10 protein-coding genes and 1 pseudogene are annotated in these 17,485 nt (G+C 56.8%); 2 read left to right on the plus strand and 9 right to left on the minus strand.

From position 1 onward, the window contains the following. A partial coding sequence (locus tag V7665_RS11140) for a hypothetical protein (RefSeq protein ID WP_335664614.1) occupies positions 1–694 on the plus strand: 694 nt, incomplete at its 5' end. Positions 695–747: 53 nt separating this feature from the next. Here the strand turns inward: V7665_RS11140 and V7665_RS11145 are convergent. Further along, positions 748–1,527, minus strand: a complete 780-nt coding sequence (locus V7665_RS11145) for an SDR family NAD(P)-dependent oxidoreductase (protein WP_335664615.1) — start codon at positions 1,525–1,527, stop codon at positions 748–750. 228 nt (positions 1,528–1,755) lie between these two features. On the opposite strand from V7665_RS11145, the gene V7665_RS11150 reads away from it, so the two are divergent. Then, the gene (locus tag V7665_RS11150) at positions 1,756–2,175 is read left to right on the plus strand and encodes a glycine zipper 2TM domain-containing protein (RefSeq protein WP_335664616.1); all 420 of its coding nucleotides are present in this window, start codon (positions 1,756–1,758) and stop codon (positions 2,173–2,175) included. A 121-nt stretch (positions 2,176–2,296) separates the two neighbouring features. Here the strand turns inward: V7665_RS11150 and V7665_RS11155 are convergent, their stop codons facing one another. The 8 genes and pseudogenes from V7665_RS11155 to V7665_RS11190 all read right to left on the minus strand — a co-directional run. Beyond that, the gene (locus V7665_RS11155; protein ID WP_335664617.1) at positions 2,297–6,532 is read right to left on the minus strand and encodes a hypothetical protein; all 4,236 of its coding nucleotides are present in this window, start codon (positions 6,530–6,532) and stop codon (positions 2,297–2,299) included. 1 nt (position 6,533) lies between these two features. Beyond that, positions 6,534–8,330, minus strand: coding sequence for a hypothetical protein (locus V7665_RS11160; RefSeq protein ID WP_442955216.1), 1,797 nt, complete (start codon positions 8,328–8,330; stop codon positions 6,534–6,536). 314 nt (positions 8,331–8,644) lie between these two features. Next, complete coding sequence (locus V7665_RS11165; RefSeq protein WP_335664622.1) at positions 8,645–10,693, minus strand: heme-binding protein; 2,049 nt, start codon at positions 10,691–10,693, stop codon at positions 8,645–8,647. An 11-nt stretch (positions 10,694–10,704) separates the two neighbouring features. After that, positions 10,705–12,111 (minus strand): multiheme c-type cytochrome, encoded by a 1,407-nt coding sequence (locus V7665_RS11170; protein WP_442955215.1) that lies wholly within the window; start codon positions 12,109–12,111, stop codon positions 10,705–10,707. A gap of 426 nt (positions 12,112–12,537) precedes the next feature. Beyond that, positions 12,538–13,977, minus strand: coding sequence for an aldehyde dehydrogenase family protein (locus tag V7665_RS11175; RefSeq protein ID WP_335664619.1), 1,440 nt, complete (start codon positions 13,975–13,977; stop codon positions 12,538–12,540). Between the two features lie 11 nt (positions 13,978–13,988). Beyond that, complete coding sequence (locus V7665_RS11180) at positions 13,989–15,635, minus strand: acetolactate synthase large subunit (RefSeq protein ID WP_335664620.1); 1,647 nt, start codon at positions 15,633–15,635, stop codon at positions 13,989–13,991. 143 nt (positions 15,636–15,778) lie between these two features. Continuing rightward, on the minus strand, positions 15,779–16,726 hold the full coding sequence (locus tag V7665_RS11185) for a D-2-hydroxyacid dehydrogenase (protein WP_335664621.1): 948 nt from the start codon (positions 16,724–16,726) through the stop codon (positions 15,779–15,781). Continuing rightward, positions 16,723–17,485 (minus strand): annotated as a pseudogene (locus tag V7665_RS11190) (cysteine--tRNA ligase); the annotation flags it as partial. The gene V7665_RS11185 and the pseudogene V7665_RS11190, both read right to left, overlap by 4 nt.

The raw sequence follows: 17,485 nt of genomic DNA on the forward strand, positions 1-17,485 counted from the left end.
CATGAAAACAACCGCTATCTATCTGCTCTCATTGACCTTTCTCTGTGCAGGCGGGGCGTCGCTCGCCCAGGCCCGTGCGCCGCTCGGCAAAGCGTCCGCTGCCACAGGGTCGCAGCCGGGTCAGGCCAGTCCCAAACGACTGGAGAAGGCAGCAGCCGCTTCGGCCAACAAGGATTATCAACCCAGGCTGGCGGTGTTTCCGGATGTCGGCCAGGCCTTCAATATGTCATGGACCTATTCGGACAAGGGTCAGCCAAGCGTGGTCTATGGTTCCCCCAATACCGACAATTTCCTCTGGCAGTTTTCCTGCGGCCGAAAAGCCAATATCGTCACCCAGAATCAAAAAGTAGCGCCGACCTATCCCGTAACCGTAATATTGAACGCAACCACGGTCGATCTGCGCCCGGATGACCAGTTTGGCTTTACCATCCGGGTCGACAACGACCGGTCGCAAGGATTGCTCGGGCAGATTGGTTCGCTGAAAATCGGCAATAATGATTTCAACATGCCCAATCTGGTTCTCGATGCCCACAATCCGCTGTTTGAAAAGCTTGCCAATGGCAAACGCGCGTTCCTGAAGATTGACGGGAACCGCTTTTCTGTCGATCTCGCCGGATCACTGCAACCCATTCGCCAGTTAGTCTCGGCCTGCAAGGCTAGGGTCACCAACCCGGTTGCGGCAAAAGCCAACTAGAATCCTGGCTTATCCCGTGATGATCCGGGCCCAGCGGCGCGGGTCAATCAGCATCAATATTGCGATGTCCCGCCGTCGACGCTCAGCGTCCCTCCGGTAATGCCTGCGCCGGCGTCCGATGCCAGCAGCACCGCCATCGCCGCAACTTCCTCGACCTTGCCCGGACGTTTGAGCGCGCTTTCCTGGGAAAACATGTCGATCATCTCGTCAAAGGTCATGCCCAGGCCCGCCGCCGTGGCCGGTCCGCCCTGCATGATCAGGTCGGTCAGGATCAGTCCGGGGCAGATCGCGTTGACCGTGACACCCGAAGTGCCAACTTCTTGCGCCACTGCCTTGGTCATGCCGTTGATGCCGTGCTTGGCGATCGTATAGGGCGCGAAGGTCGGCTTGCCCATCTTGCCTTCGGTCGAGCTGATGTTGATCACCCGGCCCCATTGCTGCGCGATCATCGGTTTCAGCGCCCGGCGGGTTGCCCAGAAGGTGGAATAGATGTTCCATTTCATAGCCATATCAAAGGCTTCGTCGGTCAGATCGACCAAAGGCGCGAGATCACCGGCGCCGCCGGCATTATTAACAAGAATGTCAATAGCTCCGAAATGCTGGACGGTCTGGTCAATAAACCCCTCGACCTGATCCTGCTCCATCACATCCCCGGCAATGAAGATCGCCCGGTCGCCAACATCCAGTTCCGCGACAACTTCAGCACCTTTTTCCGGATTCCGCGCAAACAACGCGACATTCGCTCCCTCAGCCAGAAATGCCTCGGCAATCCCGCGACCAATGCCCGCCGTGCCGCCCGTTATCGCTGCTGTCTTGCCGATCAATTTCATCATTTTTCCTCTGCGCTATTTGCATCAATTGCTATCGGACGGGATCAAAACCAGCAATGACTTAAAACGCTAGTCCTTGTGCTACGCCGAGTTTCATTCAGGAAAAAGGTGTTGAATATGAACCTGAGATAAAGCTGCCATTCAGTCTCCGGTCAAGCCAGCGGTCCTAAACCGACACTCGTTGGACAGAAATTGATTTGGGTTTCGAGAAATTCTTTTGGAGTAGAAGAGATGATCAGCAAAATTTTGGGAAGTTTGGTAATTTCAGCCACAGCCATTGGAACCATGGCTTTTGCAGCGCCAGCAGAAGCGCGCGGCGGCTATTATAATGGCGGATATTACGAGCAGGCGCGTGGCAACGGATATCGCGAATATCGGCGTGGTGATACCTATCGCGGCGACCGCTATCGGGATAATCGCTACCGGGACCGTCGCGACTATCGTGACCAGCGCAGCTACCGTGACAATCGCAACTATAGCGATAGCCGCTATCGTGGTTGTGACCGTGGAACCGGCGGCACGATTATCGGCGCGATCGCCGGTGGCCTGCTCGGCAACGAAATCGCCGGTCGCGGTAGCAAGACCGAAGGCACGATCATCGGCGGAGCAGTCGGTGCATTGGCCGGTCGCGCGATAGACGGCAACTGCTGATCCAATCGCAGCATAATTTATACAGTTAAAACCCTGCGACCAAGTGCGCAGGGTCATGAATTCCCCCGAGTTGCTTATTGGGGGACAGGGGGTCGGCGCTGTTTAATAGCCCGGCCCCCGATCATTTCTGTGGTTTGGCAAGCAACGGCGGAACCGGTCCGATCCAGTCTGCAATATCTGGCTCATCCTTGACGAAATAGGGCTCGCCCTTGCTGTTCAGGTAGAAGCGCTGCATTTCACTGCGGGTGAACGGTCGAGAGCCCAGTCGTCCGAAGACCGCCATCTGTCCGCCGGTCTCATCCACCGCCCGGTCACGATCCAGACCCTTGGACAACGCCAGGGCCGGTTTCGGGGTGCGGGCAAATGCTATCAGTTCAGGCTTCGGTGCCGGTGAGAAACCATAAAAGTTTTTCTGGCTATCGGGCGTGGTCAACTGGATTACCTTCAGCCCGTTGCGACCGTCGGCAACATAGGCAAACAGCGTGGCGTTGGTCGACCCAACGATCACATCCTCTGCATCGTTCATGACACCACCGAAGGTTTCTTTCCGGTAGATCACTGGCGCTTCCGGTCGCGTGATATTCGCAATCACCAGACCTTCGTCCTTTGCCGCGATATAGGCGTAGGTTCGAGCGAGATAAAGGCGCCGGGCGTTGCGCAGCGGAATCGTTCCTGACGGCACTGCAACAGGCTTTTCCATATCGGTAACATTGAATAGCTTCACACCATCGGCATCGGTCACCCAAAGATAACGGAATTGCAGCGCCGAAGCCCGGGCGTCGGTCATCGGAATTGTGATGACGTGACGGGGTTTCAGCGGATCATCCAGATCAATCAGGGTCAGTCCCGCAGCGGTGGTAATATAGGCATAATGGCCAGCCAGCGTGATATGCTGTGCTCCATCAAGTACCCCGCCTTCATTCCAGGTCAGGCTGCGCTTGAAGAAATTGTTACGGAATTCACCATCGGCCAATGTGTTGATATTGACCAGGATCAGGCCTTCTTCGCTATCGGTGATTACCGCATAATTATAGATCGGATGGAAAGCCTGTTCCTCGTTGACTTCCCGCAGTTCCTTGGTGTTGCGCGTCGGTGCAATCGGCTGGTTGGTAGCCAGCGCCATGCAGGTCGCATTTTTGGTATCGACATGAGTATCATGACCAAGCGATGAGAATGGTGCCTTGATGATGCGTTCCGAAAAGCCCTTGTTGCCAATCGAGGCAACATCATAGGCACGGAAACCGCCTTTGCCTTCCGCCACAAACATATATTCGCCGCGCAGCTGCAGACAGCGGACTGCGTCGCCCGTTCCCTGAACGACATTCTTGAATTCTTCGAGCGCCTTGGTTTCGCCGGAAAAATTCTTGTCGAGCCGTTCTCCGCGCACCCAGTCGATCAGCTCCCGGTCATGATCCTCAACATGCATCCGCCAATAATCGGGATAGGCATATTTTTGCAGGTAGGAGCCGATGACCGCCTGTGGTTCATCCCATTCCGTAACCCGGACCGCTTCAAAGCCCTTTTCCAGGCCGACCCAGGCGTGGAGTCCGACGAAGTTGACGAAATTCGTCCCCTGCAACAGCGTTTGCGCCATGATTGCATTATTATCATTGGCCTCGCTGACGTGACAATCGGAACATTGCTTGGTCTCGGTTTTCCGCACGGTGTGCGGGAAATGCGGGGCGAAGGCCTGTGATGAAAAGCCGATGCCGGAAATTGGTGGCTGTTGCACATAGATGCGTTCGCGATTGATGTTGGTCGAGGACAGGATCAAGGCCGAGGTCGAACGGACCGGGGCAATGACATTGCCCTTGCTGGTCTGATGGCGGCCCAGCTGGAACATCTGATCACGGGCGACCTGCGGATTGTAAGTCGCATAGTTCCGCGTCGTGCCACCTTCATATTTGTGGCTGTCTGCTTTCCAGTTCGCCTCGATCGGCAAATGGCAGCCACCACAGCTCGTTGTCCAGCTGAGATGACAGGTGAAGCAGACCATATTTTCGTCTTTATGCGCCCGATCGTCTTTCGCAACGCCGCTACCGAATGCATATTTGCCCGTTTCTGCTCCGCTTTTCGACATAAGCTTCGCCCGTGCCGCCTTGAGGTTGAAATCAGGGTGCGAACGATCAACGCTGTTTTTGACCAGACTGACGCGCCAGCTGAGTTCTGGATCGACGATGGACCGCTGGATCAGCACGCGCTTGCCATCGGGGTCCTTGAACCACTCGAAGCGCCGCTCGCCATTGGCATTGCGCAGCAGGCCAAGATTGCTGCCTTTGGGTCGCGCCGCCAGATTGCTGGTCAGCAGGGTCGGATAGGCATCGGCGGTACCGTGACAATCCTTGCAGTTGATTTCGACCGCATTGGCAACTTCGCCGTAGATCAGGCCATTACCATGGCTATCCTGCGCAAAATGGCAATCGGCGCATTGCATGCCCACTTCGGCATGGATGCTCATCATATGGACCGATTTGCCGGGATTGATCCCCACTTCGACGAACTTGCCTTCGCCTTTCTTGCGGAATTTCTCCGGATCATCATTGGCGACGATATTATCGGTATCGGTGCCGTAACTTGCCTGATTGCCCTCGGCGTCGAGCAGATTGCCATCGCGGTCACGTTTCAGAACGGCCCGGAAATTCCAGCCATGGCCGTGATAGTCGGCAAATTGCGTGTCCTTGGCTTCGCTGTTGAGGTCGTAAACATTACGCAGGAAATCAATGTCGGCCCACAGCCCCTTGGGCGCAGCCCCTTCCGGGTTTCTGTCGAGCACCTTGCGGACTTCTTCCGCATCGGGATATTTCTGCTGTTTATATGTCTTCTGATATTCTTCGTCACTCATGCCTTCCGGTTTGGGAGTTTTATTGTCCGGACCGGGCCACATATAGGGCGCGTCCGATTCATAGTCCCACATGGTGTAGCCAAGATAGCTGTTCAGGAAGATATTCGGCTGGTGCATGTGGCAGTTCATGCACTGGGCGGTCGGGATGGCCCGGGTGAAGGCATGTTGTATCGGATGCCCCTTTTCGCGTTTCGCAGGATCCGTCTCAGTGGCATGATCATCGCCATGGTCCGCTTCGTCACCATGCGCTTCTGCAGCTGGCGCAGCGTCTTCGCCATGGGCGCCTTTTGCACCGTGGGAAGCATCATAGGTACCAAAGCTGGCGAAGCGATGTTCGCCCTCTTTCAGGTTTCTGATGGTCGGATCGACAGTCTGTGTCTGACCGTCACGGCCATATTTGGCCCAGATCGAACTATGCCGCGGCTCGCGGTCATTGGCGTAGACAACGTGGCAGCCGGCGCAGCCGGACTGGCGATAGTCGCCCGGCTGGTCATTGGTGCCCATGAACCACATGAACGGATCATTGAGCCGGGTCTTGTGGATATTTAGCACCGGAATGGCGACGCGCAGGCCGGTTCCCGGGCCGCGATTGGACTGTTTGAGATCAGGGCGTCCGGGTTCTTCCAGTCGCTGGATGATGCCGCCAATATTGGGCAGTCCGATTTCCGGGAACTGGGTGTTGATATTGCGACCACCGCGCTCGAACACGCGGAAAATATCGCCCGGTGGAACCGTGTGCCAGGTCGGCAAGGGATAAAGAATCGGAAGTGCGCCGCGTTTCTTCTGGGCGTCGGTTACCGTGCCGTGTGGATTGCCGGGCGACTTGATCGTCGCAGCTTCGCCTGTGCGGGTGTAGGCCTCGCCAAACACGTAATTTTTGAACGGTACAATGCCGTTGTTATAAGCGGCACCTCCCCAGAGCATGGCACCGGTCGCCATCAGCGATCGCTCCGAAGCCTCGATGATATCCATATGGCAGGCACCGCAGGATTCGCGCGCGACCCGATAATCCGACGGATTGACAAAGCGCACAAATTCCGGCGATTCCTTGTTCAGCAGTCCATAGCTGCGCTTGGGATTGGCGGAAGAAGGCCAGTGCCAGCTTTCCGGATATTTGGGCAGAACATGCGCTTTGGTCAGCGCATCCATATAGGCGAGGCTATTCTTGCCCCATTTGTTGTCACCGACAACCGAAGCATCACCACCATGACAATCCACGCAACCCAGAACCACGGCGGGAGTTTCATGCATGGTCTTCTGGTCGGAATCGGTATGGCAGCTCTGACAGCCAACGCTCTGCGCCTCCGCTTCGTCCCAGGTCTGGTTTTGCGGGGCAGGGGGCGTGAATCTATATTCGACCTTTTGTGGTTTCTCGTCGCCGGCGGCAAACAGGACAGTGGGGCTGAGTACGGCAAACAGGCCGGCCAGAAACAAAGCTGCAATGCCCGCGCGCGCGCGGACGTTGATGAAACGGCCATTGCGGGAAAACCGACTAAATGTTCCGTCTATCACCATCTCAGAAAGCCAATATCGCATTGAGTAATATCGAATAGTGGAAGTCCCGCTTGTCTGTCTTATCGAACAAATCCTTGAATCCTTTTCCGGGTATCAAAGCCGCGCCGGACAAGCGGAATACCATATTTTGCGTCGATTTCGGACGGTAGATCGCAGCTAGCGACAGATCCCAACCGATATCCCTGGGAATTGAGCCTTCTACCCGCAACGCTTCAAGGCTCTCTGTCTTGTGGAACCAGAGATGATTGGCATTGCCGGAAAGCCGGAGCGCAGGGGTCAGATCGGCATCGACGCCAACGCCGGCCAATATCGTGCCCGGATTGTTGAAATTGCTTTGCCCCTGTTCCTTGGAGGATCGGAGGCTATTGAGAATGCCATTGCGGCCGTTGATCGAAATCACCCTGCCGCCGCCTGCGAACGGGATAGTCTGTCGGATCCAGTAGCTTGTGTCCGCTCCGGCAAAAATCGGGTTCTCGAATATCGCATCAAAACCCGATTCGGTATTATTATAGGGATTGCCGTCTCCGCTGGCGAACAGGCCGGAGGCGCGGAAGCGCAGGAAGTCGACATCATAGCTGGCTTCCACAGCGCCAAAATAAGCGGCGATTTTTGCTGGTTCGCTGGTGAAGAAGCTGTTCCGGTCCTCGCCAAAAGCGCCGTAAACCTGACCGGTGAGATTGATCCGTCCGATCCGGCCATCAAAGGCATAGCCGGGATAAACGACATCATAGGCGCGGCCCCGGAGGTCGCCGAGCAGCGCCGGACGGACCGGAAAGCCGTTGGTATCAATCTCGACATCGGACCGTTCGCGATTCATATTATAGGTCAGGCTGAACTGGCTGGTCAGACCGACGAAGGGCAAATCCTGCCGGTAGAGATTGGCGAAGAAAATATAGCTTTCGCGCGGGGTCTGGGTGATGTCGTTGAGACCGGAATTGGTATCTTTTTCCAGCTGGACAAAGGCCCCGAGATTATATTGGACCCGGTTGTTGTCGCGGGTACCGAAAAGGCGGACGCCAAGCTGGTTGTCCTGAAACAGAAATCCGCGGAAATCCGCCTGCATCGGCTGGATACCGATACGGAAGCTGTCGAAATCATAGCGCGCCGACGTGTTGCGGATATGATAATCGAAAAATGCCTCTTGCACGCCGACAAACCAGTCGGTGCGGTGCGAGGATTTGGAAGGCTCGACGAACAGCACCCGGCGTTCCGGCACATTCACATGATTGACCTGGGCCGCCAAGGTCAGACGATATTCCACGTCCGGCGGTTTATAGGCGGTTGATCCCTTGATCAGGGCAAAGCCGGTGATGAACGTCTGGGCATAGACTTCCGAACCGGATCGTCCGAACACATCGATGCTGTTCGGGCGCTCGGTGGTTTGCACGCCAACGGGAATCGGAAAACTGCGCGGTTCGATCACCGTATCGGAAATCACATTGGCGACGAAGAACCAGTCATCGCCCTTGAGAAAGCCGGGCTTTTTGTCGGCCGGGATTGGCTTGTCGCCCTTGAGTACGTTCTGATTATAGGGATTGAGCGTGCTGTGACAATTGTTCCGCAAGGCTCCGAACAAAGTATAGATTGATTCATCGCCGCCCTTTGCCGGGCACAGACTCTGCATGATACGCCAGCGATCGGGGACCGGAAATTCGTCGGTTGGAAAGGCTTCGGGCGGCGGCGCACGGACCGCGCCGGGGTTGTTCTGGGTCACCGGATCCGGCAATTCTTTCTGTACACCCGGCCGACGCCGGCCATCGATCAGGGCGTCATCGGCTGCCAGGCTATCAACGTCCATTTCCGGAGGATCAGGGGTTTCGAATTGCTCCAAATCGGAAGAATTGGAAGCATCTTCCAGGGTAGAGGGATCAGCGGCTGTTTTTTCGTCCTTTTCTGCCTCTTCTGCGTCCAAATCTGGTCCGCCCATGCCCGTTTCTGTACCAAAATCGACAGATTTTGACATTTTCCGGTCGAATCTTTCCCCGGCGAGCAGAGCGGTCAGAGAGGCTTCCATGGCATCGACAGAGGCTCGCTGCGCCTCCAGCTGCTCGGCCTGTCCGGACATCACCGCCAGGATCGGTACAAAAGAGGCTGAGAGTCCTGCCATCCGTCCTACAGCCCCTCGCAAACATTTTGTTCATTGCTGTCAAGGAACGGCGCAAAGGGGCAGTTCACATAACGGAGCCGGACATTGGCATTGCCAAGATCGACAACGACATTGTCGGCCCGAATTGCTTTGGGGGCATTGCCGATGCCGCCAACGCGCTTGCCGGCATTGTTCAGTCCGAGGAAGCTGGCCATATCGTCCTGATCAATGCCATCGCCGGAGACGCCGACGCCGCCGATGAGCTTGTCACCGCGATAGATCGGCACGCTGCCCGGGAAAATCTGCATACCGTTGGCAAGGCGGACATGGCCGGGCGTATTGGCTATGGCAGGCAGTTGCGTGCAGCGCTGTTCTGTATCGGCGCCATTGGACCCGACAAATGCCAAATGTTTCACAATATTGGGAAGGACCAGATCAAGCTGCAAGCCGACCGCAAACGGGCTGAATTTTGCCGACTGTTCGACCGACAGCGGACCGGGAGGACGCCCGATCTCGCCATCCGGAAAATAGGGCCGGGAAAGATTGCCGCCCGAACGATCGGCAAAGGCGACCGTGCCGGTCAGGGCATTGGGATCACCCAGAAAATTGCGTACACGCTGCACATAGGCTGGCACGTTGGCGAAGGGTGGAGTCGCTGGCGTACGGAACACCGGCGTGGCGAGCAATTGCTGGGCCGCGATTGTGTTGGAGAAAAATGTCGCCGTTCGTGCCTTTTGCAGCGAAACATCGGTGCCGAAAATCGGGCCGTCCGGGGTACGCACGATGCCCAGAATCTGGCCATGGGTATCGACCACGCTCACGGTTGCCTGCATCCGGCTGTCCAGCGGTTGGCGAATTTGCGCTCTTGCCCGGCTGAAGATGATGAAGGCTTCTTCCAGAATCGCTCGGACTTCAGTCTCCGTCAGCGGGGTGGTCACCGCCGCGGCATCAGTACCGCCACGGATAGGATAGCGGTTTTTGCCGGCACCATCGGTCAGCACAAAGGCATCGCGGTTTTTGAACTCGGCTGTGGTCGATGCGCGGATGCCGGATGCTTCGGTACCATAAGCGGTGCCGGCGATGATCGCGCCGTCGGAATAGCCCTTAACAGGCACAACTGCGCCAATGGTCATGTTGTTTATGGCGGCAAAATTGTTTTGCAGCGGTGACAGATCAGAGACCACCATATCGCTAAACCGCAAGGAGGTGCCGTCTACCGATATCCGGTTGGCGGTAATGGACGCGGGCGGTGCAAAACCCTGTATTCCGGCGAGGGCGATGGCCTCTTCTTCATCGACATCAACATCGAGGATATTGTCATCCAGGCCATAATCGCCGTCGCCCATGACACCGATGCCGCCGACCACAACCCCATCTTTGTAAAGCGGCAAGCCGCCGGGATCGGCGGACAGGCCGAGCGGTGACCTTTTTGGTCCAATCAGTGATCCCACACCGCCCATGGATTTGAACCGCTGGGACAGATCCGAGCAGGGCAGCTGGCTGAACTGGACACCGAACAGCGGCCCGCTTTCCAGGCCGACGGTGGTCGGTGCCGGCGGGAAATGTTCTTGTGCAATCTGACTGGCTGTCCGGGTAGAAAAGGCGTTGCCGCCGCTGGATAGATAGGCGCCGGTGATGGCCTTGGCGATAGCTGCTGTCGTTGCCGGGATCTTCACGCCCTGCAATCCTATCGTATCGCCCGGTCCGGCGACGCCGCCAATTTGCAGGGAACTGACGGTTACCTCAGGCAAGCCTTTGTTCGAACCCTTCATGTCGAACACGGCGAGCACATTGCCGACCCGATCGACCACGGCGATCACCGATGGTAGATTACGGGCCTGTGCTTCACCGACCGCCTGGGCAATGATCGTTTGCACATCGGTCACTGTCAAAGCGCGCTGTGCCGGTGCCGTAAACAGGCCGCCCAGTCCCGTTGGCGGCGGCGTTGGCGCCGGTGACGGAGCAGGCGAGGGCGATGGCGTCCCGCCAAAATCATTGCTGCCACCACCACCGCCACAGGATGTCAGTACCAGCGCCGCAGCGGAAATGGCAGAGGTCATATAGGATTTGCGCATCATCAGACCCTCTATCTGAGCGACCGGATCGTGCGTACGGCGCTACCAAGCGCACGGCGGAACTTCAGCGGCTCATAGCCATTGGGTTCGTCGACGGCAGCATAAGCGACATTGATCTGTCCGCGCAGGCTGGCGGCAGCGGATTCGCCGACCTGACCGCTGTTGACCAATCCATTGAGCAATGTGTCGATCGCCATGACCGCCTGCACGCTGCCCTCATAATCGGTGAAGCGCGGCGATATCGCCTGACCGGCGATGGTTTCCATGATCTGGAACGTCTGGTCCCTGCCAAAGCTGGCGCGGGAGAAGCGATCGGCGAGCTGCGTCGCATATTGCCGCAACCGGGCTGCCTCTTCGACCGCAGGGCCGCGGCCTTGTGCCATGGCGGCATGAAACGCCTTGGACCGGCTGTCGAATTCAGCCGCAATGTCCGGTGCCGCCACTTTGATCGCGGCGCTGAGCATGATCATATTCTCATCATTATAGGGCGGCATGCCTTCGGGGATCGATCGACCGGGATTGTTGGCCGATGTCGGGCGAGCGGACGGATCGTCATAGATTCGGCGGTGACAGCTATGGCAGTCGTAAAAATAAAATTCGGGGAAAATACCTTCGGTGGCGAGGGCCGGTTTGCTGAACAGATTCAGCGAACGTTCCAGTGCCATGGCCTGACCCACAGCCCAGAACTGGACGCTGTTGGTCCGGCCCTTGCGGCGGACATAATCGACATCCTCGTCATGATGCTGCTGCAGGGTGGAAAACAGGTCCATCTCGAATGAAATGCGCGGATGACCGGCGGCCATGATCCGATGATCGACAAATTGACCCTTTTTGGCGCTGCCGAAATGACAATCGAGGCAGACGCTGGCCCGGGCCTTGGGATTGTCCAATGGCACCAGTCCTTGAGAAACATTGCGGGCATGGTTGGCACCCACGGCATAGTGGCTGGATAGCCAGCCGGACGATGCGCCGTGGCAGGATTCGCAGCCTACGCCATCGTTCAGTTGAAACCTCGGGCCCTTGCTTGCTGCTGCCGTGCTGTGACAACCGAGGCATTCGGATGCGGAGGCCGCATCCTTGATGCCGAGACGCTTGGCGATCGCAATGCTGCGCGGTTCGCGCAGGACACGGAAAGCACGGCTATGCGCGCCACCGGGCGTGGATTCTTCCTGCCAGCGCATGATTTCGTCCTGCCGGACAATTTCGCCATCGGCTTCCTGTCGCCCGTGGCAGGTCGATCCACCACAGGTTGCCACACCCATGGAGGTGCCGCTGGCAACATCTGTGGCTGCCTCTACTGGAGCGGTGCTTGCCATGGTCGACACGAACAATGCTATTCCGAGCAATGCCGAACAGAATAGGCTAGCGGCCAGTACTGACCAGCCGGGTATCCACGATTTTTTATTCTTCGTTTGCATCGTTGCCCATTCCGGTTTTGAAACCGGTCCCCATATCCAGCACGACGCGACCCCTGCCGTTTACTCTAACGATAAGCTTACCTATCCCTCATCTGCTGTTCAATGCAACCGAAAATCGACCAATTTCTTTTATTTTTTAGGGTCTTGCCGGTTGAAGCGTGCCGCAATGGAAGCATAGTGGCGCGCATCGACAACGGTCAGCGGCCCTGGTCTCTGGCGCTATCTACTTGATTCTTCGGGATGTCGGCGGTCTGTAATTTGGATCGCGCCCGGCAACGCTGTGCCGGGATGATCGCCAGCGTGGAGACCGGTAAGCTGCGGCGGCGGTGAACCGGTCTGGCTACACCGCCGTCACAAAATTATCGATCGGCCCATTGATGATGCGCGCAAGCAAAGTCGCTATTCCCCAGCCGGTTGGCCGAAAGATTAGCCAGGCTTGCGCCGGATCACCAGATTGCGGATTTCGGTCATGTCTTCCATCGCAAATCTTATGCCTTCGCGGCCCAGACCGCTGTCCTTGACCCCGCCATAAGGCATATTGTCTACCCGATAGGACGGCACATCATTGATCACCACACCGCCGACATCGAGATGGTCCCAGGCATCAAGCGTCTTGAACAGATCACGCGTGAAAATGCCTGCCTGCAGGCCGAACTTGCTGTCATTGACTTCGTCCAGCGCCGCACCGAAATCACTGAATTTCGAGAGCAGGGCGAGTGGACCGAAGGCTTCTTCGCGATAGGCGTCGGCGCTGGTGTCGACATTTTCCAGCAGCGTCGCCTCGAGCATATTGCCCTTGCGATTGCCGCCACACAGGAGCTTTGCGCCACCGGTGACCGCGCTTTCGATCCAGCCATGCAGGCGACTTGCTTCGCCTTCGGAAATCATCGGACCAATGAAGGTTTCGCGTTTCTTGGGATCGCCGGAGATCAGTGTTTTGGTCCTGGCAACCAGCATGTCCCTGAACCTGTCGTAGATGCTTTCATGAATGATGATCCGCTGCACGCCGATGCAGCTTTGGCCAGACTGATAGAATGCGCCAAAGATGATTCGTTCGAGTGCGTCGTCGAGATCGGCATCGGCGTCGACAATGACGGCTGCATTGCCGCCGAGTTCCAATATGACCGGTTTCTTGCCAGCCTTCGCCTTCAGATCCCAGCCCACGCCCGGTGAGCCGGTGAAGGACAGCAATTTCAACCGTTCATCGACGGTGAACAGATCCGCGCCATCACGGCTGGCGGGCAAGATCGAGAAGGCGCCTTTTGGCAGATTTGTCTCGGCAAGAACCTCGCCCATGATGATCGCGCCCAGCGGTGTTTTGCTGGCCGGTTTCATCACGAAAGGACAACCCACGGCAATCGCTGGTGCAATCTTGTGCGCTGCCAGATTGAGCGGGAAGTTGAACGGCGAAATGAAACTGCACGGACCGATCGGAACGCGTTTCCACATTCCGATATAGCCCTTGGCCCGTTCGGCAATATCCAGCGGCTGCACTTCACCGTAATTGCGCACGGATTCTTCGGCGGCGATACGGAATGTATCGATCAGACGTCCGACTTCACCTTCCGCGTCCTTGATCGGCTTGCCGGCTTCGACGCACAGGGAATAGGCGAGTTCATCGAACCGCTCCTTGAACCGGTCAACACAATGTTGCAGCACATTCTGCCGTTCGTAACTCGCCATTCTGGCCATCGGTTCAGTGGCAGAAACTGCCCCTGCAATGGCTTCTTCGATCACATCAGGTGTCGCCAATGCGGTCCGGAAGGCGACTTCATTGGTATATTTGTCGGTGACTTCCAGGTCGGTATTGGGCTGCACCGCTTCATTGTTGAGATAAAGCGGATAGACGTCTTTTAATTTGGTCATAGGGCCCCCACTCACACCTTCGCGCTGAGTTCCTTGATCTCGTGATTCAAAATGCGATCATTGTCGGAATAATCGACCGGAACTTCGATCAGATGCACGCCTTCGGTGCTAAGGCATTTGTCGATCGTTTCCTGCAGGTTCTTGGCGCTGGTGATCCGGTAGCCATTGGCACCATAAGCTTCGGCATATTTGACAAAATCGGGATTGCCATAGGTCAGGCCCCAATCCTTGAAGCCCATGTTCGCCTGTTTCCAGCGGATCATGCCGTAGCTGTTGTCGTTCAGCACCAGCACGGTGATGTTGAGTTTCAGCCGGACTGCGGTTTCCATTTCCTGGCTGTTCATCATGAAGCCGCCATCGCCGCAAATCGCCATGACCTTGCGGTCGGGATAGACCATCGCCGAAGCCATGGCAGAGGGCAGGCCGGCGCCCATTGTCGCCAGCGCATTGTCGAGCAATACCGTATTCGCCTGACGCGCCTTGTAGTTGCGGGCGAACCAGATTTTATAGACGCCATTGTCGAGACAGATGATCCCGTCAGCCGGCATCGCTTCGCGCACCACCTTGACGAGGTGGGGCGGATAGATTGGGCAACGGACATCATCGTCCATTGAATCCGTATGTTCTTCCTCGGCCCGGCGCGCCTTGTACATCGCGTCGAAATTCCAGCTGCCGGACGGAACAATATCTTCCTTCATCTGCCAGATCGCATTGCCGATATCGCCGATCACCTCGATCTGCGGGAAATAGACCGGATCGACTTCGGCGCTGTTCATCGACACGTGGATGACCTCGGTGCTGCCGGTGGCCATGAAGAAGGGTGGCTTCTCGATCACGTCATGACCGACATTGATAATCAGATCCGCCGCGCCGATCGCGCGATGGACAAAATCATTTGCCGATAGTGCCGCGCAACCCATGAATTCCTTGTGGGTTTCATCGACCACACCCTTGCCGAGCTGGGTGGTGACAAAGGGGATGCCGGTCTTTTCGATAAATTGGGTGAGCATGCGGCCGGTGGTGGTCCGATTGGCACCGCCGCCAACGACAATGATCGGGGATTTGGCATTTTCGATTTTCTTGGTCGCGGCGCGGACGGCTTTTGCCTCGGCAACCGGCCGCCGGGTCAGGCTGGGCGCGATCGGGGTCGAATCGGTTTCCTCGTCCGCAATATCTTCCGGAAATTCGATATGGGTGGCACCGGGCTTTTCTTCTTCCGCCAGACGGATTGCCTCGCGCACGCGGCTCGGGATATTGTCCGCAGAAGCCAGCTGGTGCGTGAATTTGGTGATTGGCCCCATCATGTCGACCACGTCGAGAATCTGGAAACGGCCCTGTTTGGATTTCTTGATCGGTTTCTGGCCGGTAACCATCAGGATCGGCATGCCGCCCAATTGGGCATAGGCGGCCGCGGTTACCAGGTTGGTCGCGCCGGGACCCAATGTTGCCATGCAAACGCCGGTCTTGCCGGTATGCCGTCCATAAGTGGCAGCCATGAAGCCGGCACCCTGTTCGTGACGGGTCAGGATGAGCTGGATTTTCTTGGAGCGGGACAGGCTGTCGAGCATGTCGAGATTTTCTTCACCGGGAACGCCGAATATATATTCAACGCCTTCGTTTTCGAGACATTCTATGAACAGATCGGATGCTTTGGTCATGTGGGTCCTTCCCTGATCGTGATGACCAGTGCTTATACGAGTAAATGGCAACGACCCCAATGACCCTCAATCCCCCTCAGAAATGAGACTCACTCTACCCTATGTTCTTGGTTGATAAGTTAAAATAGTCGAAGTGTCACCCCTCAATATCCGCGATCGAAATCAGCAACAGCAATCATCTCGCCGCCATTCTGATAGCGTTTCAGGTTTTTGACGAAGCGGGCTGCGGCACGCTGGAACATGCGGGTTTGCGCAGTTCCCGACAAATGCATGGTGATGATACAATTGGGTGCATCCCACAATGGATGGTCGGCTGGCAGTGGTTCGGGATCGGTGACGTCGAGCGCGGCGCCGCCGATCACCTTGTCATTCAGGGCGGCAAGCAATGCATCCTGATCGACCAGCGATCCACGCGCGACATTGACCAGCCAGGCGGAGGATTTCATTGCGGCGAACTCGTCTGCGCCAAACATATGTTTCGTGTCACTGGTTGCGGGGGCCGAGACAAAGATCCAGTCAAATTCCCCCAGCCGGTCGCGCCAGTCGTCGAGCCCGATGACATTGGCTTCGCCGGTCGCGGTGCGCCGGACAGCGGTCACGTCAATGTCAAAGCCGGAGAGTTTCTTGGCGATCTGCTGGCCGATGCCGCCATAGCCGATGATCAGGGCCTTGCTGTCATCAATTTCTGCTGTTCCGGGCGGGGTTTCCAGCCAGTTGTGCTGGCGTTGATTGTCGATGATTGCGTCCATGCGCTTGGCCGCGGCCAACATTAACATGATCGCAAATTCGGCAATCGGCGCGCTGTTGAGGCCGGCGCCATTGGTCAGGATCGTGCCCTGCGCCTTGAGCTGTTCGAGCGGGAAATGTTCGACGCCCGCGTAGATGCTGTTGAGCCATTTGAGGCTGGTCGCGGCGGAGATGATTTCGGCCATCTTCGCCTTGTCATACATGTCGAACCAGCCGATTTCGGCATGCGGCGCGATTGCCATCGCCTCTTCGGTGCTGGTGAACCATGTGACATCAAGATCGCCGCAATGCGGTTCGACGAGCGGTCGGACGAGGGAGGCCATGGCGGCTTTTATTTTTGTCATATTTCAATTCTCCATTCCCAGCGCAGCGGATCGCCGTCCATAAGCTCCACCCCTTTTGTGGTCAGTTCATCGCGGATGGCATCGGCGGCGGCAAAGTCTTTTTCCGATTTAGCTTTCTGGCGCTGGTCGAGCTTTGTTTCGACGTCGGATTCATCAATTGCTGCGCCTGCGGGTCGGACCCGCAGTTCCTTGCGGGTCAGGGATGAAAGCTGAAGACCCATGACTGAATCCATTTCCGTCAGCAGAACCAGTCTTTGCTCCGCGGGCAGTTTTTTCAGTGCGAGCAATTCTTCCAGCAGCGGCAGGCATTTAGAACTGTTCAAATCTTCGCTGAGGGCGGCATCAAACCTGTCCCGCAATTGCATGAGGGCAGGATGTTCTATCGCTGCTGTCTGTTCGTCCGCTTTCTCCAACAGTCGCTCCACGCCCATCACCATCCGCTTCAACCGGGTCTGCGCTGCAACCAGATTTTCCCAGGTAAATTCCAGTTCGCTGCGATAATGGGCCTGTAGGCACATCAGCCGATAGGCGAGGGGATGGATGCCCTTGTCGATCAGCACCTGCAGTCGCAGGAAATCGCCGCTTGATTTCGACATTTTGCCGGCCCGGTCGATCAGGAAATTATTGTGCATCCAGATATTGGCGCCGCTGTGCTCGGAGCAATTATGCGCCTGATTCTGGGCGATCTCATTCGGGTGGTGAATCTCGCGATGATCGATCCCGCCGGTGTGGATATCGAACGTCTCGCCGAGATATTTG

Origin of the sequence: Parasphingorhabdus sp. (assembly GCF_036964675.1) — a bacterium.
Lineage (GTDB): Bacteria > Pseudomonadota > Alphaproteobacteria > Sphingomonadales > Sphingomonadaceae > Parasphingorhabdus.